At 28.2% G+C, this 24,778-nt stretch carries 23 protein-coding genes; 17 read left to right on the top strand and 6 right to left on the bottom strand.

The features are described 5' to 3' along the window. Position 1 precedes the first annotated feature (1 nt). From rpoZ to BQ2505_RS02820, 3 genes are all read left to right on the top strand, one after another. Positions 2-220, top strand: a complete 219-nt coding sequence (gene rpoZ, locus BQ2505_RS02830; protein WP_074016289.1) for a DNA-directed RNA polymerase subunit omega — start codon at positions 2-4, stop codon at positions 218-220. Further along, positions 207-1,217 (top strand): FAD:protein FMN transferase, encoded by a 1,011-nt coding sequence (locus tag BQ2505_RS02825; protein WP_074016288.1) that lies wholly within the window; start codon positions 207-209, stop codon positions 1,215-1,217. The genes rpoZ and BQ2505_RS02825 overlap by 14 nt, the downstream gene beginning before the upstream one ends. 77 nt (positions 1,218-1,294) lie before the next feature. After that, entirely contained in the window at positions 1,295-3,313 is a 2,019-nt protein-coding gene (locus BQ2505_RS02820) for a sodium-translocating pyrophosphatase (RefSeq protein WP_074016287.1), read from the top strand. A gap of 263 nt (positions 3,314-3,576) precedes the next feature. On the opposite strand, the gene BQ2505_RS02815 is transcribed toward BQ2505_RS02820, so the two are convergent. After that, entirely contained in the window at positions 3,577-4,230 is a 654-nt protein-coding gene (locus tag BQ2505_RS02815) for a Crp/Fnr family transcriptional regulator (RefSeq protein WP_074016286.1), read from the bottom strand. A 72-nt stretch (positions 4,231-4,302) separates the two neighbouring features. On the opposite strand from BQ2505_RS02815, the gene BQ2505_RS02810 reads away from it, so the two are divergent. Then, complete coding sequence (locus BQ2505_RS02810) at positions 4,303-4,617, top strand: hypothetical protein (protein WP_074016285.1); 315 nt, start codon at positions 4,303-4,305, stop codon at positions 4,615-4,617. 8 nt (positions 4,618-4,625) lie between these two features. Here the strand turns inward: BQ2505_RS02810 and BQ2505_RS02805 are convergent, their stop codons facing one another. From BQ2505_RS02805 to hcp, 5 genes are all read right to left on the bottom strand, one after another. Next, positions 4,626-5,102, bottom strand: coding sequence for a deoxycytidylate deaminase (locus BQ2505_RS02805; RefSeq protein WP_074016284.1), 477 nt, complete (start codon positions 5,100-5,102; stop codon positions 4,626-4,628). Positions 5,103-5,188: 86 nt separating this feature from the next. Further along, on the bottom strand, positions 5,189-5,953 hold the full coding sequence (locus BQ2505_RS02800; RefSeq protein ID WP_074016283.1) for an ABC transporter ATP-binding protein: 765 nt from the start codon (positions 5,951-5,953) through the stop codon (positions 5,189-5,191). 1 nt (position 5,954) lies between these two features. Continuing rightward, on the bottom strand, positions 5,955-6,842 hold the full coding sequence (locus BQ2505_RS02795; RefSeq protein WP_074016282.1) for an ABC transporter permease: 888 nt from the start codon (positions 6,840-6,842) through the stop codon (positions 5,955-5,957). Between the two features lie 39 nt (positions 6,843-6,881). Continuing rightward, on the bottom strand, positions 6,882-7,883 hold the full coding sequence (gene trpX / locus BQ2505_RS02790) for a tryptophan ABC transporter substrate-binding protein (RefSeq protein ID WP_074016281.1): 1,002 nt from the start codon (positions 7,881-7,883) through the stop codon (positions 6,882-6,884). Positions 7,884-8,547: 664 nt separating this feature from the next. Next, on the bottom strand, positions 8,548-10,230 hold the full coding sequence (gene hcp / locus BQ2505_RS02785) for a hydroxylamine reductase (RefSeq protein ID WP_074016280.1): 1,683 nt from the start codon (positions 10,228-10,230) through the stop codon (positions 8,548-8,550). Between the two features lie 185 nt (positions 10,231-10,415). Here hcp and gmhB point away from each other — a divergent pair, with 185 nt between their 5' ends. From gmhB to BQ2505_RS02720, 13 genes are all read left to right on the top strand, one after another. Then, on the top strand, positions 10,416-12,263 hold the full coding sequence (gene gmhB / locus BQ2505_RS02780) for a D-glycero-beta-D-manno-heptose 1,7-bisphosphate 7-phosphatase (RefSeq protein ID WP_074016279.1): 1,848 nt from the start codon (positions 10,416-10,418) through the stop codon (positions 12,261-12,263). Beyond that, positions 12,263-13,348, top strand: coding sequence for a phospho-N-acetylmuramoyl-pentapeptide-transferase (mraY, locus tag BQ2505_RS02775; RefSeq protein WP_074016278.1), 1,086 nt, complete (start codon positions 12,263-12,265; stop codon positions 13,346-13,348). The genes gmhB and mraY overlap by 1 nt, the downstream gene beginning before the upstream one ends. Next, positions 13,345-14,643, top strand: a complete 1,299-nt coding sequence (gene murD / locus BQ2505_RS02770; RefSeq protein ID WP_074016277.1) for a UDP-N-acetylmuramoyl-L-alanine--D-glutamate ligase — start codon at positions 13,345-13,347, stop codon at positions 14,641-14,643. The genes mraY and murD overlap by 4 nt, the downstream gene beginning before the upstream one ends. A 7-nt stretch (positions 14,644-14,650) precedes the next feature. Beyond that, positions 14,651-15,718: an undecaprenyldiphospho-muramoylpentapeptide beta-N-acetylglucosaminyltransferase gene (murG, locus tag BQ2505_RS02765; RefSeq protein WP_074016276.1), complete on the top strand. Its 1,068-nt coding sequence runs from the start codon at positions 14,651-14,653 to the stop codon at positions 15,716-15,718. A 5-nt stretch (positions 15,719-15,723) separates the two neighbouring features. Beyond that, a complete protein-coding gene (gene murC, locus BQ2505_RS02760; RefSeq protein WP_074016275.1) occupies positions 15,724-17,106 on the top strand; it encodes a UDP-N-acetylmuramate--L-alanine ligase in 1,383 nt (460 codons plus the stop codon). An 11-nt stretch (positions 17,107-17,117) separates the two neighbouring features. Next, the gene (gene murB, locus BQ2505_RS02755) at positions 17,118-17,957 is read left to right on the top strand and encodes a UDP-N-acetylmuramate dehydrogenase (protein WP_074016274.1); all 840 of its coding nucleotides are present in this window, start codon (positions 17,118-17,120) and stop codon (positions 17,955-17,957) included. Positions 17,958-18,012: 55 nt separating this feature from the next. Next, positions 18,013-18,879, top strand: a complete 867-nt coding sequence (locus BQ2505_RS02750) for a D-alanine--D-alanine ligase (protein ID WP_074016273.1) — start codon at positions 18,013-18,015, stop codon at positions 18,877-18,879. Between the two features lie 9 nt (positions 18,880-18,888). Beyond that, the gene (locus tag BQ2505_RS02745) at positions 18,889-19,572 is read left to right on the top strand and encodes a cell division protein FtsQ/DivIB (RefSeq protein ID WP_074016272.1); all 684 of its coding nucleotides are present in this window, start codon (positions 18,889-18,891) and stop codon (positions 19,570-19,572) included. Continuing rightward, positions 19,569-20,867, top strand: coding sequence for a cell division protein FtsA (gene ftsA / locus BQ2505_RS02740; RefSeq protein WP_074016271.1), 1,299 nt, complete (start codon positions 19,569-19,571; stop codon positions 20,865-20,867). Before BQ2505_RS02745 ends, ftsA begins: the two co-directional genes overlap by 4 nt. 25 nt (positions 20,868-20,892) lie before the next feature. Then, positions 20,893-21,966 (top strand): cell division protein FtsZ, encoded by a 1,074-nt coding sequence (ftsZ, locus tag BQ2505_RS02735; RefSeq protein ID WP_074016270.1) that lies wholly within the window; start codon positions 20,893-20,895, stop codon positions 21,964-21,966. 94 nt (positions 21,967-22,060) lie between these two features. Further along, the gene (gene rpsF / locus BQ2505_RS02730; RefSeq protein ID WP_074016269.1) at positions 22,061-22,345 is read left to right on the top strand and encodes a 30S ribosomal protein S6; all 285 of its coding nucleotides are present in this window, start codon (positions 22,061-22,063) and stop codon (positions 22,343-22,345) included. Positions 22,346-22,386: 41 nt separating this feature from the next. Continuing rightward, a complete protein-coding gene (gene rpsR, locus BQ2505_RS02725; RefSeq protein WP_005970619.1) occupies positions 22,387-22,605 on the top strand; it encodes a 30S ribosomal protein S18 in 219 nt (72 codons plus the stop codon). Between the two features lie 447 nt (positions 22,606-23,052). Then, complete coding sequence (locus BQ2505_RS02720; RefSeq protein WP_074016268.1) at positions 23,053-24,669, top strand: putative manganese-dependent inorganic diphosphatase; 1,617 nt, start codon at positions 23,053-23,055, stop codon at positions 24,667-24,669. The last annotated feature ends 109 nt before the right edge of the window (positions 24,670-24,778 follow it).

Below are 24,778 nucleotides of genomic sequence, written 5' to 3'. Positions count from 1 at the left end.
AATGAAAAAAAATATTACTTATGATGAACTATTAGCTAAAATACCAAATAAATATGTTCTTACAATAGTAAGTGGAGAAAGAGCTAGAGAAAGAGCAAAAGAAAGAGAAGAAAGAGGGGGAGAACCTTTACCTCTAACAAAGTATGATAAAAAAGATACTGAAATGAAAAAAGTATTTAAAGAAATATTAGCAGGAAAAGTAGGTTATGAAAAAGAGTAGGTTGCTCTCATTTCTTTTTGTAATACTCTTCTTATTTGTCTCTTGTGGAAAAGAAAAAATAGAGAAATATGAAGATTCTCAATTTTTATTTGGAACATATATAAAAATAATAGTTTATGATTCTAACAAAGAATTAGCTGAAAATTCAATAAAAAAAGCTTTTGAAGAAATTCAAAGAATAGATTTAAAATTTAATAGTAAAAGTGAAGGAAGTTTAATATATAATTTAAATAGTTCAAATGAAAAGAGTCTTATTTTAGATGAAGAAGGTCAAGAAATTTTTTCAAAAATAAGAGAAGCATATGAAATATCTGGACATAAATATGATATAACTATTGCTCCACTTTTAGAACTTTGGGGATTTACTGAAGAAGGTATGGAACAAGCTCAATTAAAATTACCTACAAAAGAAAAAATTGAATATATAAAAAGATATGTAGATTTTGGAAAGGTAAAATTTGAAAATAATAAAATGAGTTTTGAAAGCCCTGTAAAAGAAATTGATACAGGATCATTTTTGAAAGGTTATGCCATAGAAAAAGCTAAAAATCTTCTAAAAAAAGAAGGAATAAAAAGTGCTTTCGTGACAGCTATTTCAAGTCTTGATTCAATAGGAGGCAAAACTGAAGGAAAACCTTGGAAAATTGGTTTGCAAAATCCAGAAGATCCTAGTCAAATAATAGGTATAGTTGATTTAAAAGATAAGGCAATGGGAATTTCTGGAGATTATCAAACTTATGTAGAAATAGATGGGAAAATGTATCACCATATTTTAGATAAAGAAACAGGCTACCCCGTTGAAGATAAAAAAATGGTAGCTGTAATATGTGATAATGCTTTTGATGCAGATGTCTATTCAACCACTTTCTTCTTGATGCCTATAGATAAAGTTTTAGAATATGTAGATAATAAAGATGGCATAGAAGTATTAATAGTTGATAAAGATATGAAGATAATAAAAAGTAAAAACTTTAATTTTCAAGAGGTAAAAAAATAAAAACTTGTAATTAAGTTGAAATTAAAATATAATATTGAGGTAATTATTTTAAAAAACAAAATGGAGGGAAAAAGAAAATGGATTTATTAACACAAGTTATGTATTTCGGTATAGTTGCTGGAATAATATCTCTACTTGCTGCATTTTATTATGCAAAAAAAGTTGAGCATTATGAAATCAATATACCAAAAGTACAAGAAATCACAGCAGCAATAAGAGAAGGAGCTATGGCGTTTTTATCAGCTGAGTATAAAATTCTTATTGTTTTCGTAGTAGTAGTAGCAATAGCATTAGGAATATTTATTAGTGTTCCAACAGCAGGAGCTTTCGTATTGGGAGCTATAACTTCTGCGATAGCAGGAAATGCTGGGATGAGAATTGCAACTAAAGCAAATGGAAGAACAGCAATAGCTGCTAAAGAAGGAGGACTTGCAAAAGCACTTGATGTGGCATTCTCTGGTGGAGCAGTTATGGGACTTACAGTAGTTGGTTTAGGAATGCTTATGTTATCATTAATCTTATTAGTTTCTAAAACTGTAGGAATTAGTGTAAATGATGTAACTGGATTTGGTATGGGAGCTTCTTCAATAGCTTTATTTGCTAGAGTTGGTGGAGGAATCTATACTAAAGCAGCAGACGTTGGAGCAGACTTAGTTGGTAAGGTTGAAGCAGGAATACCTGAAGATGACCCTAGAAACCCAGCTACAATAGCAGATAACGTTGGAGATAACGTTGGAGACGTTGCAGGAATGGGAGCAGACTTATTTGAATCTTATGTTGGTTCAATAATAGCTACAATTACTTTAGCATATTTATTACCAGTTGCAGATGCAACTCCTTATGTTGCAGCACCTTTATTAATTTCAGGATTTGGTATAATAGCATCTATCATAGCTACTTTAACAGTTAAAACTGATGATGGAAGCAAAGTTCATGCTAAACTTGAAATGGGAACAAGAATAGCTGGTATATTAACTATAATAGCATCTTATGGAATTATTCAATATTTAGGATTAGATATGGGAATATTCTATGCAATAGTTGCAGGACTTGTAGCAGGACTTGTTATAGCTTATTTCACAGGAGTTTATACTGATACTGGAAGAAGAGCAGTAAACAGAGTTTCTGATGCAGCTGGAACTGGAGCAGCTACTGCAATAATTGAAGGTTTAGCAATAGGAATGGAATCTACAGTTGCACCTTTAATAGTTATAGCAATAGCAATAATAGTTTCATTTAAAACAGGTGGATTATACGGAATTTCAATAGCAGCAGTTGGAATGCTTGCAACAACAGGAATGGTTGTAGCAGTTGATGCTTATGGACCAGTTGCAGACAATGCTGGAGGAATTGCTGAAATGTCTGAATTACCTCATGAAGTTAGAGAAACTACTGATAAACTAGATGCAGTTGGAAACTCAACAGCAGCAGTTGGTAAAGGATTTGCAATAGGATCTGCAGCTTTAACAGCACTATCTTTATTTGCAGCTTATAAAGAAGCAGTGGATAAATTAACAAGTGAACCTTTAGTAATAGATGTTACTGACCCAGAAGTTATAGCAGGATTATTCATAGGAGGAATGTTAACATTCTTATTCTCTGCATTAACTATGACAGCAGTTGGTAAAGCAGCTATAGAAATGGTTGAAGAAGTTAGAAGACAATTTAGAGAATTCCCAGGAATTATGGATAGAACTCAAAAACCTGATTACAAAAGATGTGTTGAAATATCAACTCATTCATCATTAAAACAAATGATATTACCAGGTGTACTTGCTATAATAGTTCCAGTTATTATTGGATTATGGTCTGTAAAAGCTCTTGGAGGATTACTTGCTGGTTCTCTTGTAACAGGAGTTTTAATGGCTATAATGATGGCAAATGCTGGTGGAGCTTGGGATAATGGTAAAAAACAAATTGAAGCTGGATATAAAGGGGATAAAAAAGGTTCTGATAGACATAAAGCAGCAGTTGTTGGAGATACAGTAGGAGATCCATTTAAAGATACTTCTGGTCCTTCATTAAATATCTTAATCAAATTAATGTCAATAGTATCTCTAGTACTAGTTCCATTATTTGTAAAATTTTATAACTAATTAATAGAGATAATAAAGGCTGATGAAATTTTCATCAGCCCTTTTATTTTTATAGGAAAGTGTAAAATTAAGTATCAAAAATTAGTCTCTTAACAGCCGTATAAGTTCTACGAACTCAATAAATACAGATTCTTCGAACTAATACGGACGTCAGAGACTTTATATATAAAAAATTGAAACAATAAGATTTTCTTCCTAAAATAAAAATAATCCTAAGGAAATAATCTCATTGTCTCATAAAAATATTATCAAACCTATTAAAATCAAAAATCAAAAAAATCTTTATCTAAAATTTTAAATTTTTTAGTACTAATTTTTTCTATTTTTCCTTGTTTAACAAAAGAACTTAAGACTCGAGAAAGAGAAGGTCTTTCAACTCCAAATTTTTCAGCTAAATTACTTATATTTTTTATTTCAAACTCTAAATTTTTAGAATTCTTTGTAATATAATTAGCAAGTTTTTTTTGTATAGTCTTATTATTAAAATTATTCCATATTTTGTTACTCAATAATTGGGTTTTGTTAGAAATTTCATTCAAAAAATTTTCTAAAATTATCTCATTTATAGATAATAACTTTAGTAATTCTTTTTTTTCAATAAATAAAATTTCAGTACTTTCAATAGTTACTAAATCAACGGGAAGTATATTGCTATCTCCAAAAATAAAAGCTGGAGCTATAATATCAGAATTTGTAAGTTCTTCAATTTTTATAACATTTCCTTCTTCATTTAACATTTCTGTTGAAATACGGCCTTTTAAAATAATAAGGACACCATTTACTTTATCTCCTCTAAAAGCTATTTGTTCATCTATATCGTATCGTTTTTTAGAAAATTTAATTTTTTTTAATATTAAGTCAATTTCTTCATTTTTAAGTCCATTAAAAATAACAGTATTTTTCAAAGTATCAAACATTTTTTTACTCCTTGCTATACTAATAGATATTTGTTAAAATATTAAAATAAAAAATATTAATAGGAGAGGTTTATGGAAAAAATTGTAATTATATGCCCAAGTTGCTCAAAAAAAATGAAAATAACAAATAAAGTTGCAAAGTATAGATGTCCTCATTGCTCAGAAATATATCAATATACTAGAATAAAAAAGTTCTTTACCAGTATTGATAAATATTGCAATAGACTTCTTGATGGAATCCTATCATTCCCTAGAAAAATTTCAAAGAGATATAGAGATGCCTTAGCAACAGCTAAATATATGAAACAACTTAAGAAAAATATGAAAAATGATCCTAACTGGTCAAATTATAGGAAACAACAAGAGGAAGAAAAAAGATATAAATAAAATAGAAATTATGAAAAATTAATTTCTAATTTTTTTAATTTAGGTGTAAATTGTCTAAATTTTATTCCTGCAGTTTCTAACATTTTTTTTGAAGCTTTATTTGCATCTGTTCCATTGTGTTTATCAGATAAGTATACGATTTCTTTAATCCCACTTTGTATAATTGCTTTGCTACATTCGTTACAAGGGAACAATGCAACATAGATAATACAATCTTTTAAAGATTGTATACTATTTAAAATAGCATTTAACTCGGCATGGCAAACATAAGGATATTTAGTTTCTAAAAATTCTCCCTCTCTCTCCCAAGGAAAGTCCTCGTCATTACAACCTTTAGGAAGTCCGTTATAACCAACACCAACTATTCTTTTATCTTCGTTTACTATACAAGCTCCAACTTGAGTGTTTGGATCTTTACTTCTCATTGAAGACAAAAGGGCAATGCCCATAAAATACTCGTCCCAATCTATAAAATCTTTCCTCATAATATCACCTTATTCATTTAAAATTCTTATATTTTTAAATACTATATCATTTTATTTTTATAGTTGCAAGAAGTAAAATTATCATTTTAATCAAGCTCAACCATTATTTTATATACATCTGTAACAGAGAGCTTGCTTTTTTCTTCTTGAGAAAAATCTCTCACAATTTTTCCTTGATGTAAAAGTAGCATTCTATTTCCATAAGTTAAAGCGTCTTGTAGATTATGAGTAATCATTAATGTTGTTATATTTTTTTCTTCAACTTTTTCTTTTGATAAAGTCATAATTAACTTTTGAGTTTTAGGGTCAAGAGCAGCAGTATGCTCATCTAATAATAAAAGTTGTGGCTCTTTTATTGTTGCCATTAAAAGAGCTATCGATTGTCTTTGTCCACCTGATAAGACAGCCATTTCTGTATTCAATTTATTTTCTAGACCCAAATTTAATGATTTTAATAATTCTTCGTATATTTTTAAGTTTTCTCTATTTTTAGCTGTTTTAAGAAATCTTTTTTCACCACGTTTACTTGCAAGAGCAATATTTTCGGCTACTGTCATACGAGGAGCTGTATTATCTGAGGGATTTTGAAAAACTCTACTTATATATCTAGCTCTTTCGTTTTCTTTAGTTTTAGAGATATCTTTTTCATCAATAATAATATTTCCACTATCTAAAGAGAAAACTCCTGATATTGCATTAAATAAAGTTGATTTTCCGGCACCATTTCCACCAATAATAGTAATAAAATCTCCTTTATTTATAGATAAATTAATATTTTTTAATGCATGATATTCTCTATTCGTGTTAGGAAAAAAAGTTTTATTAATATTTTTTAATTCTATAAAAGCCATATTAGTTATCTCCTTTTTCTCTTGAAATGTTAATATATTTTTTTAATTCAGGAACACTTAAAAATAGTGCTATTAATAGAGCTGAGATAATTTTAAAATCATTTGCTTCTATGATATTTAATTTTAAGACAAAGACTAACAACAATCTATATATTATTGAACCTAGAATTATACATATAAGTCTTGTTAAAAAATTGACATCACCAAAAATAACCTCACCGATAATGATAGCAGCAAGAGCCACAACGATTACTCCTAGTCCACTATTAACATCAGCATAACCGTTGTTTTGTGATAATATTGCTCCAGTGAGAGCTACTATTGAGTTTGATAACATCAAACCTAAAAGTGTCATTTTTTTTGTTGAAATTCCTAAAGAAGATGCCATTTTAGGGTTATCTCCTGTTGCTATAAGTGCTTGTCCTAATTCAGTATTAAAGAAAAAATGCATAAAGAAAATAACGAGACTAACAATTATTATTCCAACAATTATTGAATCAAAATATGGAGGTAAACTCACTGATGAAAATATATCAAATATTGTTTTGTGATTAAGTAAACTTAAATTTGGTCTTCCCATAACTCTTAAATTAACTGAAAGTAAAGCTGTCATAGTAAGAATACCTGCTAGTAAACTAGGAATTTTACAAATATTAATGAATATTGATGTTAGAGCTCCAGCTAAAGCTCCAGCTAACATTGCTATAAATATAGCTAAAATTGGAGACATTCCTGTTTGAATTAAACTTACACATACGGCTGCACCAAGAGGGTAGGCACCCTCTGTTGTCATATCTGCTATATTTAATATACGAAAACTTATAAATAAACCTAATGATAATAAAGACCATAAAATTCCTTGTGAAATTGCTGAAATAATTAAATCCATTTTTATTTTCCTTTCTTTTTTGTTATTCTAAATTAATTTTTATTTATTTCCAACTATTTCTGCTTTTTCTTTTATGTCTGCTGGAATTTCTAAACCAAGTTTTTTTGTTTGAGCTTCATTTAAATAAATAATACTTTTATTGGCTAAAACTATTGGCATTTCAGCTGGTTTTCCACCTTTTAAAATATCTATTAAAACTTTTGCAGTTGAAACTCCTATTTGATATTGGTCAACACCTAAACCTAAAACTCCACCATCTTTTACCATAGTGTCTGCTGATGGGAATACAGGAACTTTAAATTTGTCAGTTACTTTTACAACTGTAGCCATAGCACTTGCTATTGTATTATCAATAGGAACAAATATTGCATTAACTTCACTAGCTAAGCTTTCTGTAACTTGTTGTATATCGTTTGTATTTGCAATACTTGCTAATTTTATATTTATTCCCAATTCTTCTGCATATTTTTTAGCTTCTTCTATTTGTTTTATAGAATTATCTTCACTTGAAGTATATAATAATCCAAGAGTTTTTAAATTAGGGATAATTTGTTTAATTAATTCTAATTGTTGCTTTATTGGAGTTCTATCACTTACTCCAGTTATATTATTTCCAGGTTTATCTTCACTTGCAATAAGCCCGGCTTCAACTGGGTAAGTTATTCCTGCCATAACAATAGGAATATCCTTTGTTACATTTGCTAAACTTAAAGTTGCTGGAGTAGTAATTCCAACTAGGATATCATTTTTTTCAGAAACTAATTTTCCACTCATAAGAGCAAGATTACTTTGTTCTCCTTGTGCATTTTGTAAATCAATTTTAATATTTTTTCCATTTTCATAACCTTGTCTTGCAAGTTCTTCTTCTAAACCTTTATAGATACTATCTAATGCAGGGTGACTAAGCAGTTGCAACACACCGATATTAATGACTTTTTCACTTTTAGCCACATCTTCATTTCCTTTTTTCGTATTATTTACAAAATAATAAGCTAAAGCTATAACAATCACAACAATAAAACCTAAAACATTTTTTTTCATAATAAATCCTCCTAAATTTTAAATAACTTTTCTAATTTTACTGCAGATAATTAGAGTATAAATAAAGTCTCTTGACAGCCGTATGAGTTCTACGAGCTCAATGAACACAGGCTCTTCGAACTAATACAAACATCAGAGACTAAATTTCATTATTTGATTTTATACTTTCCTATATAAAAATAAAAACCACAGTTTCCTGTGGTTTATTTTTATAAATAATTTAATAATAAAAAACCACATAGATATTATTTATTCTATGTGGAAATCTTTAATATATAGTAAGCCACATAGATACGACCAAGTCAAAAAGGTTATATCTATATGCTTTAAGAAAACATTAAGAAATAACCTCTATATCCAGTGGCTTTGCCAACTATTTTGTGTAGTCATATTTTGTTGATATAGTTTCATTTTCTTAACTCCTTTCTTAAAATGTATTTGTTCCTATTATATATATTTTTTTCTAAAAGTCAAGTTTTTTTATACAATAGTTAGACTTTGACGTCCATATTAGCTTGAAGAACCTAAGTATACTAAGCACGTAGAATCTATAATACGGACGTCAAGAGTAAACTATTTTAACTAATTAATATTAAGCTTTCTAATAATTATATATTAGTTTATAAATTATAATTTTAGATAGCTTTTGAAAAGAAATTATAAATTAAGCCAAGTCAAACTTTTTTAAATCTTCTTCAACAGTAGTAATTCCAGCTATACCAAAGTTTTCTACTAAAACTTTAGCAACATTAGCTGATAAGAAACCTGGTAAAGTAGGTCCTAAGTGAATATTTTTAACTCCTAAGTATAATAAAGCAAGTAAAACTATAACAGCTTTTTGTTCATACCAAGCAACATTAAATACTATAGGAAGCTCATTTATATCATTTAAATTGAATACTTCTTTTAATTTTAATGCAACAACAGCCCAAGAATAAGAGTCATTACATTGACCAGCATCTAGCACTCTAGGAATACCATTAATATCTCCCAAGTTTAATTTGTTGTATTTGAATTTAGCACAACCAGAAGTTAAAATAATTGTATCTTTTGGTAGTTTTTCAGCAAATTCTGTATAATAATGTCTTTGTGACATTCTTCCGTCGCAACCACTCATTACAACAAATTTTCTGATAGAACCATTTTTTATATTTTCAACAACAGTATCAGCAAGACTTAAAACTTGATTATGAGCAAATCCAACAGTTATTTCTCCGCTTTCAACTTCTACTGGAGGTTGACATGTTTTTGCAAGTTCTATTATTTCAGAAAAATCTTTAGTTCCATCTGCATTAACTTTAATTCTTTTCCATCCAGGGAAACCTGCTGCATTTGTTGTGAAAACTCTGTCTTTATATGTAGCATTTTTTGTTGGTGGAACTATACAGTTAGTTGTAAATACTATAGGTCCATTAAAGTTTGTGAAATCTTTTCTTTGATCCCACCAAGCATTTCCATAATTACCATAGAAATGAGGGTATTTTTTTAACTCTGGATAAGCATGTCCAGGTAACATTTCTGAGTGAGTATAAATATCTACTCCTGAATCTTTACTTTGTTCAAGTAATTGTTTTAAATCCCATAAATCATGTCCACTGATTAAAATTCCAGGTCTTGTTCCAGCTCCTATTTTAACTTTTGTAATTTCAGGAGTCCCTAAAACAGACGTATTAGCTTCATCTAATAAAGCCATAACTTTTACTCCGTATTCTCCAACTTCTAATACAAGAGCAACTAATTCATCAGCAGTTAAGCTATCATCCATAGTAGACAATAAAACTTTTTCTGTAAAAGAGAAAATTTCATCGTTTGTTTTTCCTAAATTCATTGCATGTTCAGCATAAGCCGACATACCTTTTAATCCGTAAATAGCTAATTCTCTTAAAGATCTAACATCTTCATTTTCAGTTCTTAATATTCCAACTACTGATTGGTCTTCTGAGAATTTTATTAAATCTTCGTCAGTTTCTAAATGCCAATTTACTAAATCAGCACCATACTTTTCAGCTTCTTTTAATTCATCAGCTGTAGCAAGAGCTTTTAATTCATCTCTTAATTTTAATCCAACTCTAACTTCATCTAAAATATGATTATCATCAAAATTAGCATTAGTTATAGTTATAAATAGAGAGTTTACTAAGTATCTATTCACCCTATTTTTTATTATTTCCGTTGCTTTTCCATTTTTTCTTAAAACAGAAGATATTGCAGCTACTCCCTTATCTGCATATATTAGTAAATCTTGTAAACCAGATGTTGTAGAAGTTTTTCCACAAACTCCAATACTTGTACATCCAGTTCCTTGAGCAGTTTCCTGACATTGATAGCAAAACATATTGTTACTCATTTATTTCCTCCTAAAATTTTATATAGTTTATTTCGTTATAAATAATATAAATTAAGTAATAAAAAAAATCAGTAACATATGTTACAAATTTTAAAAATAATTTTTTTCTAAAATTAATAACAAATTTCAATATTTATGCTATAATGTAATGTCAGACTAATTATGATATAAAATTGAGGATAAAAATGAATAAAGCAATTTTTTTAGATAGAGATGGAACAATAAATGTAGAGAAAGATTACATTTATAAGAAAGAAGATTTAATTTTTGAAAAAGGTGCAATAGAAGCCTTAAAAACTTTTAAAAATCTAGGATACAAATTGATAGTTGTAACTAATCAATCAGGTATAGCTAGAAATTATTTTACAGAAGAAGATTTAGAAATTTTTAATTCAAATATGCAAAGCATATTAAAAAATAATGGAGTTGAAATAGAAGAATTTTATTATTGTCCTCATCACCCAACAAAAGGGATAGGAAAGTATAAGGTTGAATGCGATTGTAGAAAACCTGGAAATAAAATGATAGAGGAAGCTATAAAAAAATATAATATAGATAGAGATAAATCATATATGATAGGAGATAAAAAATCTGATATTGATGCGGGTATAAAATCAAAAATAAAAACAATTTTAGTAAAAACAGGATATGGGAAGAGGGATATGGAAAAGATTAATACTCAAGAAACTTTAGTTTGTGAAGATTTAAAAGAGTTTTCAGAAATTTTAAAAAGAGAAAAATTAGAAAAATTAATTTTTGAAGAATTTGGAAAAGAAGTAAAGATAACTTCAGTGGTTATGGATAGTAGAAAAATAGAGAAAGGGTCTATCTTTTTTGCAATAAATAATGGAAATCAATATGTCGAAGAAGCATTAAATAAAGGAGCTTCTTTGATTATAGCAGATAAAACAGATATAAAGAATGAAAAGATTGTATTGGTAAAAGAAACTGTGGCTACTATGCAAGATTTAGCTCATAAATACAGAAAAAAATTGGGAATACGAGTAATTGGAATAACAGGAAGTAATGGAAAAACAACTACAAAAGATATATTATATTCATTACTTAGCCAAAGAGCAAAAACATTGAAGACAGAGGGAAACTATAACAACCATATAGGCTTACCTTACACTATATTGAATTTAACAGACGAAGATAAGTATGCTGTTTTAGAAATGGGAATGAGTAGTTTAGGAGAAATTAGAAGGCTTGGAGAAATTTCAAGTCCAGATTATGGAATAATCACAAATATAGGGGATTCACACCTTGAATTTTTAAAAACAAGAGATAATGTTTTTAAAGCAAAGACTGAACTTTTTGAATTTGTTCAAAAAGAAAATAGTTTTGTTTGTGGAGATGATGAATACTTAAAGAAATTAGATGTAAGCAAAGCTGGTTTTGGAGAAAATAATAATTATAGAATTGAAGAGTATGAGTTTACAAATACAGGTAGTAAGTTTACAGTCAACGGTTTGGAATATGAAATGAACTTAATAGGAAAGCATAATATTTCAAACGCTGCCTTAGCAATAGAAGTTGCTAATAGATTGGGTTTATCTTATGAAGAAATTCAAGCAGGATTAAAAAATGTGAAAATTAGTAAGATGAGATTGCAAGAAATAGTTGTGGGTGAAGATATATATATAAACGATGCTTATAATGCAAGTCCAAGCTCTATGAAAGCGGCAATAGATACTTTGAATGAAATCTATGAAGACAGATACAAAATAGCAATTTTAGGTGATATGCTAGAGTTAGGAGAAAAAGAAATAGACTATCACATAGATGTATTGAAGTATTTGCTTGATAAAAAAATTAAGCTGATTTATCTTCATGGGGAAAAAATGAAAAAGGCTTATGATATTTTTATGAAAAGCCAAAGAGAAGAATATAGATATTGGCATTATCCAACTAAAGAGGGTATAGTTGAAAGTTTGAAAAATATAAGAATGGAAAAGGTAGTGCTATTAAAAGGTTCAAGAGGAATGGCTCTTGAAGATATAATTAAAGCACAAGAGGAGATGAATGACTAATGCTATATTTTTTAAGTGAGCATTTTGAAAGTTTATTATTTTTAAAATCTATATATCTAAGAGCTTTTATAAGTTTTGTATTGTCGTTTTGTATAGTTTTGTTTGCGGGTAAACCATTTATAAAATACTTAAAAATAAAGAAATTTGGGGAAGAAATAAGAGATGATGGTCCAAGTTCTCATTTTGCTAAAAAAGGGACACCTACTATGGGAGGAGTTCTCATCATAGCTTCCATTTTGATAAGCAGTTTATTAATAAACGACTTAAAAAACACATTAATATTGTTGTTATTATTATCAACTTTGATGTTTGCAGGAATTGGTTTCATTGATGACTATAGAAAGTTTACAGTTAGTAAAAAAGGACTAGCTGGAAGAAAAAAATTATTATTTCAAGCAACTATAGCTTTAATAGTTTGGTTGTATTTGTATTTTATAGGATTTACAGGAAGACCTATGGTAGACTTTTCTTTAATAAATCCTATAAGTTCAGCACCTTATTATATAGGAGCAGTAGGAATGTTTTTCTTAATACAAATAATATTGATGGGAACATCAAATGCTGTAAATATAACAGATGGTCTTGATGGTTTAGCTATAATGCCTATGATAATATGTTCAACAATATTAGGAGTTATTGCATATTTTACTGGTCATACAGAATTAAGTTCGCATTTAAATTTATTTTATACAGTAGGTTCAGGAGAAATAAGTGTATTTTTATCAGCTGTAACAGGTTCTGGATTAGGATTCTTATGGTATAATTGCTATCCAGCTCAAATATTTATGGGAGATACTGGTTCATTAACACTTGGAGGAATATTAGGTGTAATAGCTATAATATTAAAGCAAGAACTAATCCTACCAGTACTTGGTTTTATATTTGTTGTGGAAGCTATATCAGTTATACTACAAGTTGGTTCATTCAAAATGAGAGGAAAGAGAATATTTAAAATGGCTCCAATACATCATCATTTTGAACTTTCTGGAGTACCAGAATCAAAAGTAACTATGAGATTTTGGATAACAACACTTATATTCGGAATAATAGCCTTAGGAATGATAAGAATGAGAGGTTTGCTATGAGAAAAGTAATGATTTATGGTAGTGGAATTAGTGGAAATGGAGCAAAAGAATTATTAGAACATGAAAATTATGAAGTTATTTTAGTCGATGATAAAAAAGCTATGACTTCAATAGAAGCATTAAATCACTTAGATGGTTTAGAGTACTTTATAAAGAGCCCGGGAATACCATACAATGATTTTGTGTTGGAAGTAAAAAAAAGAGGAATAAAAATTTTAGATGAAATAGAAGTAGCTTATAACTATATGCTTGAAAAAGGGTATAAAACTAAATTGATAGCTGTTACAGGAACTAATGGTAAAAGCACAACGACAGCTAAAATATCAGATATGTTAAACTATGCTGGGTATAAAGCAACTTTTGCTGGCAATATTGGTAGATCGTTTTCTGATGTTTTATTAAAAGATGGCGAGTTAGATTTTGTTGTATTAGAATTGAGTTCGTTCCAACTAGAAAATTTAGAAAATTTTAAACCTTATATATCTATGATAGTAAACATGGGACCAGATCACATAGAAAGATATCATAGTTTTGATGAGTATTATGATACAAAATTAAATATTCAAAAAAATCAAGATGAAACATCTTATTTTATTGAAAATATTGATGATTTGGAAACAGAAAAAAGAAAAGAAAAAATAAAAGCAAAAAAAGTAACTGTTTCAAAGTTCTCTAAAGCTGATGTAGATGTAAAAGAAAATAAAATTTATGCTCATAATAAATTTATAATAGAAACAGATAAATTAAGTTTGAAAGGTATTCATAATTTAGAAAATACTTTATTTATGGTAGCTACTGCTGAAATTTTAAATTTAGATATGGATAAAGTAAGAGAGTTTTTAATGGTAGCAACTCCATTAGAACACAGAACAGAACTATTTTTTAGTTATGGGAAATTACAATTTATAAACGATTCAAAAGCAACAAATGTTGATTCAACAAAGTTTGCTATTCAAGCGTATAAAAATAGTATCTTAATATGTGGTGGATACGATAAAGGGGTTGACTTAGCTCCACTTGCTGAAATGATAAAAGAAGATATAAAAGAAGTTTATTTAATAGGGCTCATAGCAGATAAAATAGAGAAAGAGCTAAAAAAAGTTGGGTATGAAGAAAATAAGATTCATAAACTAGAAAATTTAGAAAATTCTCTTTTAGACATGAAGAAAAGATTTACTAAAGATTCAAACGAAGTTATTTTACTTTCACCAGCAACATCAAGTTATGATCAATTTAATTCTTTTGAACATAGAGGAAAAGTTTTTAAAGAATTAGTTTTAAAAATTTTTGGGTAGGTGTAATATGAAAAAAGTTATATTGACTACTGGAGGAACAGGGGGGCATATATATCCAGCTCTAGCAGTTGCAGATAAATTGAAAGCTAAAGGAATTGAACCTATATTTATTGGAAGTACATCTCGTATGGAAAAAGATATAGTTCCTCAAAGTGGCCATAAATTTATAGGGATTGATATAGTTGTTCCTAGAAGCTTTAAAAATATAAAAAAATATATAAGTTCAATAAGAGAGGCATATAGAATTGTTAAAGAGATAGAGCCTGATGCAATAATAGGTTTTGGAAATTATATTTCGATTCCAACTATAATTGCAGGAATATTTTTGAAGAAGAAAATATATTTACAAGAGCAAAATGTTAGTTTTGGTATGGCTAATAAGTTGTTTTATAAGTTTGCAAAATTGACATTCTTAGCTTTTGATAAGACTTATGATGATATTCCTATAAAACATCAAGGAAAATTTAAAGTAACAGGAAATCCTCTTAGAAAAAGTATAGAAGGATTAAAATATGCTTTAGAAAGAGAAAAATTAGGGATAAAACCTGAACAAAAATTAATTTTGATAACAGGTGGAAGTTTAGGAGCTCAAGACATAAATAAAACAGTACTAAAGTATTGGGAAAAATTTTATAATGATAAAGATATAGTTGTTTATTGGGCAACAGGAAATCAAAATTTTGAAGAAATGAAAAAAGATTTAAAATATAAAAAAGAACAAGATGTTATAGATTCATATTTTAATAATATCTTAAATATTATGGCAGCTGCTGATTTAGTAATGTGTAGAGCAGGAGCTTTAACAATATCAGAAATAATAGAGTTAGAAAGACCTTCAGTAATACTTCCATATAGTTCAGCAAAGGTTGGACAATATGAGAATGCAAAAGTATTATCAGATAATGAATCTGCATATATCTATATGAAAAATGAAATGGATGAAGCAGTACAGAAGGTTTTTGCTTTAATAAAAAATGATGAAAAATTAAAAAAGATGAGAATTAGACTAAAATCATTAAAAAAATCTAATGCAGCTGAAGAAATAATAGCTAATTTAGATATTTGGAGGAATTGACATAAATGGAAAAGATTTATTTTATAGGAATAAATGGAATCGGAATGAGTGGTCTTGCAAAAATAATGAAGTGCAAAGGTTACGAAGTTTTAGGTGCTGATATTTGTAGAAATTATGTAACAGAAGATTTGTTATCTATGGGAATAACAGTATACGATGAGCATAATGAAGAAAATGTTAAAGGAGTAGACTTTGTTGTAGCTTCGACTGCTATAAAAGAAACTAACCCAGAATATTCGTATGCTATAAATAACGGGATAAAAATATTAAAAAGAGGAGAATTATTAGCAAAACTTTTAAATAATGAAACAGGTATTGCTATAGCTGGAACTCATGGTAAAACTACAACATCGTCAATGATGTCAGCTGTAATGTTAAAAAAAGATCCTACTATAGTTGTGGGAGGTATTTTACCAGAAATACAATCCAATGCTAAGCCTGGTATGAGTGAATATTTTATTGCTGAAGCTGATGAAAGTGATAACTCATTTTTATATATGAAGCCTAAATATTGTGTTGTAACTAATATAGATGCAGATCATTTAGATGTCCATGGAACATTAGAAAATATAAAGAAATCTTTTATTAAATTTATATCAAATACACAAAATGAAGCTTTAGTTTGTGCTGATTGTAATAATATAAGATCTATTTTAAAAGATATACCAGAAGCAGAAAAAATAATTACTTATTCAATAAAAGATGAAAAAGCAGATATATATGCAAAAAATATTAGAGTTGAAGATAGAAAGACTATTTTTACAGTAGTTATAAATGGGGAAGATAAAGGAGAATATGTTTTGAATATTCCGGGAGACCATAATATTCAAAATTCTTTACCTGTTATATACATGGCTTTAGAGTTTGGAGTAAGTGCGAATGAAATAAAAGAAGCCCTTTTAAAGTTTAAAGGGTCAAAAAGAAGATATGATGTCTTATTTGATAAAAATATAGAAAATGGATATGGGAATAAAACTAAGAGAGTAAGAATAGTAGATGACTACGCTCATCACCCAACAGAAATAAAAGCGACTTTGAAAGCGATCAAAGGGATAGATAATTCAAGACTTGTAGCTATATTTCAACCACATAGATATAGTAGAGTGCATTTCTTGTTAGATGAATTTAAAGATGCCTTTACAAATGTAGATAAAGTAATTCTTTTACCAATATATGCAGCAGGTGAAAAAAATGAATTTAATATATCGAGTGAAGTTCTAAAAGAACATATAAATCACTCAAATATTGAAGTTATGAATGATTGGAAAGATATAAAAAAATATGTATCTAAAGTAAAAAAAGATTCAACATATATTTTTATGGGAGCAGGAGACATATCAACTTTAGCTCATCAAATTGCTGAAGAATTAGATGAAATTGAAGAATAGAAAGGATTAAAATGAAAGTTTTCTTAGATCAAGAGATGAAAAATTACTCTAATATGAGAGTTGGAGGAAAAGCAAAAAAATTAATTATTCTTGAAAATAAAGAAGAAATAATTGATGTTTACAAAGAAAATAACAATATATTTTTATTAGGAAATGGAACTAATGTACTTTTTACTGATGATTATATGGATAGAACTTTTGTTTGTACAAAAAGACTTAACAAAATAGAAAATTTAGTAAATGGATTAGTTAAAGTTGATACAGGAGCAAATATAAAAGAGCTAATTGATTTTATGGAAAAATACGATTATACAGGAATTGAAAGTTTATTTGGAATACCAGGAACTATTGGTGGACTTGTTTATATGAATGGAGGAGCATTTGGTTCTGAAATTTTTGATAGGATTAAGTCTGTTGAAATATTTGATGAAAATTATCAAATAAGGGAAATAAAAAAAGAAGATATAAGAGTTTCCTATAGAAAAACAGAAGTGCAAGACAAAAAATGGGTAATCTTATCTGCAACATTTGAATTTGAAAAAGGTTTTAATGGAGCTAGAGTAAAAGAAATAAAAGAATTAAGAGAAAGTAAACACCCTTTAGATAAGCCAAGTTTAGGAAGCACTTTTAAAAATCCGACAGGAGATTTTGCTGCAAGGCTTATATCAGAATGTGGATTAAAAGGTACTGTAATAGGAAATGCTCAAATAGCAGAAAAACATCCTAATTTTGTATTAAATTTAGGGAATGCTAAATTTTCTGATATAGAAGGTATTTTAAATTTAGTTAAGAAAAGTGTAGATGAAAAATTTAATGTAAAATTGGAAGAAGAAATAATAATAGTTAAATAAATGAATAGATTGTCATTTTTATTTGATATATATTTTTAATTAATAGGAGATAATTATGAAGATAGCAGTTTTTATGGGAGGAACTTCTTCAGAAAAGGAAATTTCATTAAAAAGTGGAGAAGCTGTTTTAGAAAGTTTATTAAACCAAGGGTATAATGCTTATAAAGTTGTTTTAGATGAAAAAAATCAAGTGAGTGCTTTTATTGAAAATGAATATGATTTAGCATATTTAGTATTACATGGGGGAAATGGAGAAAACGGAAAAATCCAAGCGGTTCTAGATATACTAGGTAAAAAGTATACAGGTTCAGGAGTTCTTGCTAGTGCAATAACAATGGATAAAAATAAGACTAAACAAATAGCTCAAAGTATAGGAATAAGAACTCCTAAAGCTTATGAAAAAGTTGATGAAATTGAAAAATATCCTGTTATAATAAAACCTATGGATGAAGGTTCAAGTAAAGGATTATTTTTATGCAATAATAAAGAAGAAGCTGAAAAAGCAGTAAAAGAATTAAAAAAGCCTATAATTGAAGATTATATTGTTGGAGAAGAGTTAACAGTTGGAGTATTAAATGGAAAAGCACTAGGAGTTTTAAAGATAATACCTAAGGCAGATGTTCTATATGATTATGATTCAAAATATGCTAATGGAGGTTCTGTTCACGAATTTCCTGCTAAAATAGAAGATAAGTTATATAAAGAAGCTATGAAACTGGCTGAGAAAATCCACAGTGAATTTGATATGAAAGGGACTTCAAGAAGTGACTTTATATTGAGTGAAGGAAAACTTTATTTCTTAGAAGTAAACTCATCTCCAGGAATGACAAAAACAAGTTTGATTCCAGATTTAGCTACTCTTCAAGGATATACTTTTGATGATATAGTAAGAATGACAGTTGAAACATTCTTTAAAGATTAGGGAGACTATATGGCTATAAGATTTTTAATTTTTAGTGGAATAATTTATTTGTTCTATATTTTATCTCAAAATTTTTTAAATTTAGATTATTTTAATATAACTAAAATAAATATTTCAGAAAATTCAAAAATGTTACAACCTGAATTGACAAACCTAACTGAAATACTATATAATAAAAATATTAAAAAGTTAGATTTACAAGAGATAAAAAGAATACTAGAAAAAGATATTAGAATAAAGACTGCTGAAGTTGATATGAATAAATTAGGAGAGGTTAGTATAAATATTGAAGACAAGTCTCTCTCTTATTATGCTGTAATAGGGAAAAATATATATTTAGTAGACGAAAGTGGTGTAATTTTTGGTTATTTGAATGAGCAAAAGATAGAAGATTTACCTTTTATTGTAGCTAGTACGGAAGGTGAAATTAAGGAGATAACTAAAATTTTAAATAATATCTTAGATAAAAACACAAGAGATAGCATATCTCAAATATATATATTAGATGATAAAGAAATAGTTATAATCTTGGAAGATGGAGTAAAATTTAAAATAGATAAAAAAACAAACAAAGAAAAATATTCAATAGCAGTGCAACTTTATTTAAAAATGTCAAAAGAAAGAAAAATAGACTACATTGATTTAAGATTTGATGATTATATAATAAAATATATAGGTGAGGAAGAAAAATGAATAGCATAAAAAAAGTAGCATTAGACATTGGAAATAATGAAATAAAGCTTTTAGTTGGAGAGATTAATTCAACCTTTGATAAAATTTCAGTAATTGATTATGTAAAAGTAAAAAGTAAAGGAATAAGAAAATCAGTAATTGAAGATGTAGAAGCTTTAACAGACTCTTTACAAGACGCTGTTAAAGAAATAGAAAAGAAAGGTTTCCAAATAGAAAAATTATCTTTAGGTCTAGCAGGATCCAATGTTATTTCATCGACAGTTAATGTTAAATTAAAATTTCCTGAAAAAGAAATAACTGAAGCTGATATGGAAGAACTTTATGCAGAAGCTAAAAGGAAAATATTTGCTGGAAGAGAAAGCTTATATAGAATACTCTATACAGAGATATATAATAAAAGACTAGATAGTCCAGGAATTGTAAAACAACCAATAGGAATGGTTGCAAGTGAATTACAGGCTGATGTACATTTAGTGTATGTTGAGGATAGCTATGTAGAAAAATTTTTAGAAATAATAAATAAAATAGGAATAGATGTTGAAAGAGTTTACTTGAGTTCTTATGTGGCAGCTAAAGGGACATTAGATGATGAAACAAAAAAAATGGGAGTGGCTTTAGTTGATGTAGGTTACTCAAATACAAATCTACTTCTGATGAAAAACGGAAAGGTTTTATATGCAAAATCTTTAGCTATTGGAGAATGGCATTATATTTCAGATTTGAGCCATTATTTTGAAATAAGTATTGAAGAAGCTAAAGAAGTCTTTGAAAGATTTAAGAATAAAGAATTTGAAAATGATAATACAATAAAACTAGGAACAAAAAAAATCTCTTTAAGAAAAATAAAAGATGCAATAATGGAAAGAACTTTGGATGTTTTGAAATTTATAACTAGAACAATAGAAAATTCTGGGTTTAATGGGCATTTAGCTAAAGGAATAGTTTTAACAGGTGGAACTGTAGCTTTAGATGGAGTATCAGAGTCGATATCAGCAAAATCTGGTTACATAGTAAGAAAAATAAAGCCGATAGAAATAAAAGGACTTGAAAACCCTGGTTATAGCGAAGCAGTTGTTATAGGAATTTTTCTTGAAGATATGGAAAGAGAATATCGAGAATATGTAGATAGAAAGACTAATTCCATAGAAGAAGTTGAAGATACTCACAAAGAGGTTGAAACTAATAGAAAAAAAGAAGAAATAGATGAAATATTAGAAGATGATGAAGAATTTGAAGAAGAAAAAGCAGATGGATTTTTCAAAAAATTGATAAGAGATATTGTGGATCTTTTCTAAAAATATAAAATAAGGGGGAACAGTAATGGCTGAAGGACTAAAAGATCTAGTAAAAATAAAAGTAATAGGTGTTGGTGGTGGTGGTGGAAACGCCATTAATGATATGATATATTCAGGTGTTGGTGGTGTAGAGTATATAGCAGCAAACACAGATAAACAAGATTTAGAAAAGTCACTAGCAGATAGAAAGTTTCAATTAGGAGAAAAATTGACAAAGGGTCAAGGTGCTGGAGCAGACCCAGAAGTTGGAAGACAATCTGCTGAAGAAGATATAGAAAAGATAAAAGAACTTTTGAAAGATATCGATATGATCTTTATAACTGCTGGAATGGGTGGAGGAACAGGGACAGGAGCAGCTCCAATAATAGCGGGAATAGCTAAGGAATTAGGTATATTAACTGTTGCTGTTGTAACAAGACCATTTGGTTTTGAAGGTAAAAAAAGAGCAAAAAATGCTGAAAATGGAATAGAAAAATTAAGAGGAAATGTTGACAGTTTAGTAGTTATACCTAATGATAGATTATTTGATTTACCAGATAAAGAAATAACTTTAGCTAATGCTTTTAAAGAAGCAAATAATATTTTAGGTATAGGTATAAAAGCAGTTGTTGATTTAGTATTAGGACAAGGATTTATTAACCTAGATTTTGCAGATATTAAGGCAACATTAAAGGACTCTGGAGTAGCAGTTTTAGGTTATGGAGCTGGAGAAGGAGAAAATAAAATTAAAAAGGCTGCAGAAATGGCATTACAATCTCCTTTATTAGAAAAATCTATAGAAGGTGCAGATAAGATATTAATGAACCTAATAACAGGTCAAGATATTAAGTTAACTGAAACTAATGAAATTGCAAAAATTATAGGAGAAGCTACTGGAAGAGAACCAGATGACGTAATGTTTGGAGTTACTATTGTTCCAGAATATGTAGATAAAATAGAAGTTATAATTATTGCTAACAATTTTAAAGATGAAAATTCAAAAAATGAACCTTTCATAAATGTTGATACAACAAGATATGAAGAATCTAAGGTAAAAAAAGAAGTGAGTGAGGATGATGAAGAATTGGATATTCCTCCATTCTTAAGAAATAGAAAATAATTATTGAAAATAATTTAAAAATATGGTATACTAAACAAGCCCTGCTCAAAAACGGAGTGTTTTGGGCAAAAACCATAGGGAGGAGGTTAATGCTATGAAAAAATATGAAATTATGTACATCATCAATCCTACTGTTTTAGAAGAAGGAAGAGAAGCTTTAGTAAATGAAGTAAATACTTTATTAACTTCAAATGGAGCTACAATAGCTAAGACAGAAAAATGGGGAGAAAGAAAATTAGCTTATCCAATAGATAAGAAAAAATCTGGTTTTTATGTACTAACTACTTTTGAGATTGACGGAACAAAATTAGCAGAAGTAGAATCTAAGTTAAATATTATGGAATCTGTAATGAGATACATAGTTGTTAAACAAGACTAATTTTAGTAGAAAAATCGTTATTCTCGAAAAGGAGGAAGAAAATGGCAGAATTCAGAAGAAGAAGAGCAAAATTAAGAGTTAAAGCTGAAGAAATTGATTATAAAAATGTTGAACTTTTAAAGAGATTTGTATCTGATAAAGGAAAAATCAATCCTTCAAGATTAACTGGAGCTAATGCTAAATTACAAAGAAAAATAGCAAAAGCTATAAAAAGAGCTAGAAATATTGCTTTAATACCATATACAAGAATTGAAAAATAAATTTTACTGGGGACTAATATTTAGTCCCTTTTTTTAAATATTTTTGAATATAGGGAAGTATAAATTTTAATTTGTCAACCTTATTATAGCCCCTGATAGCCGTATGAGTTCTACGAGCTCAATAAACACAGGCTCTTCGAACTAATACGGACATCGGGGCTATCTTTTGGATAATTTAAAAATAAGTGAGTTATTTTCCCAGATTTTAGATTAAAAATCAAATAGAGTGAGCCGAACAAATCTTGGCGTGTCTGAGCTAACTTGTTAGCGATCTTAGAAGCTTTTAATGAACTTGTTCATTTAGAGCTTCTTACTGATGCCAAATTTGTAGCGAACTCTTGATTTTTAATCGTTAAGAAATCTGGTTATAACGAACTATTTTTAAATCAACAAATTAAAATTTAGATAAGAAATTAATTTTTAGAGAGGGAGCGAGGAGATAAATAGATGGAAGAAATTTTAGTTTTTGGCCATAAAAATCCTGATACGGATAGTATATGTTCTAGTATAGCTATGGCAAATTTAAGAAAAAATCAAAAATTAAATGTAATTCCATGTCGTTTGGGAGAATTAAATAAAGAAACGGCATTTGTATTAAAAAAAATTGGAGTAGAAGCTCCAAAACTTTTAAAAACAGTTAGTGCTCAAATAAAAGATTTAAACTATGTTGAAAAAAGTACAGTTTCAGTGGAAGATTCTATACAAGAAGCTCTTCAACTTATGACAAAAGAAAATTTTTCAAGTTTGCCAGTTGTAGATAAAGACCAGAAATTTAAGACAATGTTAAGCATATCTGATATTGCTAACACTTATTTAGAAATAGATTATTCAGATTTGTTTGCTAAATACAGTACAACTTATGAAAATTTACAGGAAGCCTTAGATGGTAAGATTATAAGTGGGAATTATCCTAAGGGAGAAATAACAACTAATTTAAAAGAAGTTTCAGAATTGAATACACTTGAAAAAGGAGATATAGTTATAACAACTTCTTTAACTGATGGAATAGATAAAGCTATTCAAGCTGGAGCAAAGGTTGTTATAGTTTGCTGTGGTGAAAAAGATTTTATAAGTCCAAGAGTAACGTCTGAATGTGCTATCATGCTTGTAAAACATTCTTTTTTCAAATCTATATCTTTAATTAGTCAGTCTATTTCTGTTGGAGGAATACTTGATACACAAAAAGTATACTATTCCTTTCATAAAGAAGATTTTATAAATGAAACTAGAAATATAATGAAAGAAGTTAATCAAACAAATTTTCCTGTATTAGAAGAAGATGGAAAAGTTTTTGGAACAATTAGAACAAAACATTTAATAGATTTTAATAGGAAAAAAGTAATACTTGTTGATCATAATGAATTTTCTCAGTCAGTTGAGGGAATACAAGATGCTCAAATATTAGAAGTTGTAGATCATCATAAGTTTGCAAATTTCCAAACAAATGAAGCTACAAAAATAAAAACAGAACCTGTTGGTTGTACATCAACTATTGTATACTCATTATATAAAGAAGCAAAAGTAGAAGTAGATAAAACTAATGCATTACTTATGCTTAGTGCAATACTTTCAGATACTTTACTTTTTAAATCTCCTACTTGCACAAGTAGAGATGTAGAAGTAGCAAAGGAATTAGCTAAAATTGCTAATGTATCAGATATACAAGAATATGGAATGGAAATGTTGATTGCAGGAACATCTTTTGCTAAGGCTAGTATGAAAGAAATAATTAATCAAGATAAAAAAGTATTTCCAGTTGGAGATATAGAAATTGCTGTAGCTCAAGTCAATACAGTTCAAATAAAAGAATTATTAGATAGAAAAGAAGAAATTGAAAAAGAAATACTACATGAAATAGGAAAATATGGATATTCTTTATTTTTATTTGTTGTGACAGATATAATAAATTCAAATTCTTTAGTATTTGCTTATGGAAAAGAGTTGGAACTTGTAAAAAATGCTTTTGGAAAAGATGTTATAAATAATGAAATAATGCTTGAAAATGTTGTATCAAGAAAAAAACAAATAATTCCTTTCTTAATGACAGCAGCTCAAAATAAATAGTATAAAGCCTACAAAATATTTACTATATATTGATTATAGAAATTATTTTATACTCTTTCTTTTATATAATTTTTATAAAAACTATATATTATAATTAAATTATTTAGAA

It is taken from the genome of Fusobacterium massiliense (assembly GCF_900095705.1).
GTDB lineage: Bacteria > Fusobacteriota > Fusobacteriia > Fusobacteriales > Fusobacteriaceae > Fusobacterium > Fusobacterium massiliense.
Note: the sequence above shows the minus strand (reverse complement) of the source record. Positions and strands in the feature narration are given on the sequence as shown.

Coding starts and splice junctions, on each gene's coding strand:
- rpoZ (WP_074016289.1), top strand. CDS start 2: ATGAAAAAAAATATTACTTATGATGAACTATTAGCTAAAATACCAAAT.
- BQ2505_RS02825 (WP_074016288.1), top strand. CDS start 207: ATGAAAAAGAGTAGGTTGCTCTCATTTCTTTTTGTAATACTCTTCTTA.
- BQ2505_RS02820 (WP_074016287.1), top strand. CDS start 1,295: ATGGATTTATTAACACAAGTTATGTATTTCGGTATAGTTGCTGGAATA.
- BQ2505_RS02815 (WP_074016286.1), bottom strand. CDS start 4,230: ATGTTTGATACTTTGAAAAATACTGTTATTTTTAATGGACTTAAAAAT.
- BQ2505_RS02810 (WP_074016285.1), top strand. CDS start 4,303: ATGGAAAAAATTGTAATTATATGCCCAAGTTGCTCAAAAAAAATGAAA.
- BQ2505_RS02805 (WP_074016284.1), bottom strand. CDS start 5,102: ATGAGGAAAGATTTTATAGATTGGGACGAGTATTTTATGGGCATTGCC.
- BQ2505_RS02800 (WP_074016283.1), bottom strand. CDS start 5,953: ATGGCTTTTATAGAATTAAAAAATATTAATAAAACTTTTTTTCCTAAC.
- BQ2505_RS02795 (WP_074016282.1), bottom strand. CDS start 6,842: ATGGATTTAATTATTTCAGCAATTTCACAAGGAATTTTATGGTCTTTA.
- trpX (WP_074016281.1), bottom strand. CDS start 7,883: ATGAAAAAAAATGTTTTAGGTTTTATTGTTGTGATTGTTATAGCTTTA.
- hcp (WP_074016280.1), bottom strand. CDS start 10,230: ATGAGTAACAATATGTTTTGCTATCAATGTCAGGAAACTGCTCAAGGA.
- gmhB (WP_074016279.1), top strand. CDS start 10,416: ATGAATAAAGCAATTTTTTTAGATAGAGATGGAACAATAAATGTAGAG.
- mraY (WP_074016278.1), top strand. CDS start 12,263: ATGCTATATTTTTTAAGTGAGCATTTTGAAAGTTTATTATTTTTAAAA.
- murD (WP_074016277.1), top strand. CDS start 13,345: ATGAGAAAAGTAATGATTTATGGTAGTGGAATTAGTGGAAATGGAGCA.
- murG (WP_074016276.1), top strand. CDS start 14,651: ATGAAAAAAGTTATATTGACTACTGGAGGAACAGGGGGGCATATATAT.
- murC (WP_074016275.1), top strand. CDS start 15,724: ATGGAAAAGATTTATTTTATAGGAATAAATGGAATCGGAATGAGTGGT.
- murB (WP_074016274.1), top strand. CDS start 17,118: ATGAAAGTTTTCTTAGATCAAGAGATGAAAAATTACTCTAATATGAGA.
- BQ2505_RS02750 (WP_074016273.1), top strand. CDS start 18,013: ATGAAGATAGCAGTTTTTATGGGAGGAACTTCTTCAGAAAAGGAAATT.
- BQ2505_RS02745 (WP_074016272.1), top strand. CDS start 18,889: ATGGCTATAAGATTTTTAATTTTTAGTGGAATAATTTATTTGTTCTAT.
- ftsA (WP_074016271.1), top strand. CDS start 19,569: ATGAATAGCATAAAAAAAGTAGCATTAGACATTGGAAATAATGAAATA.
- ftsZ (WP_074016270.1), top strand. CDS start 20,893: ATGGCTGAAGGACTAAAAGATCTAGTAAAAATAAAAGTAATAGGTGTT.
- rpsF (WP_074016269.1), top strand. CDS start 22,061: ATGAAAAAATATGAAATTATGTACATCATCAATCCTACTGTTTTAGAA.
- rpsR (WP_005970619.1), top strand. CDS start 22,387: ATGGCAGAATTCAGAAGAAGAAGAGCAAAATTAAGAGTTAAAGCTGAA.
- BQ2505_RS02720 (WP_074016268.1), top strand. CDS start 23,053: ATGGAAGAAATTTTAGTTTTTGGCCATAAAAATCCTGATACGGATAGT.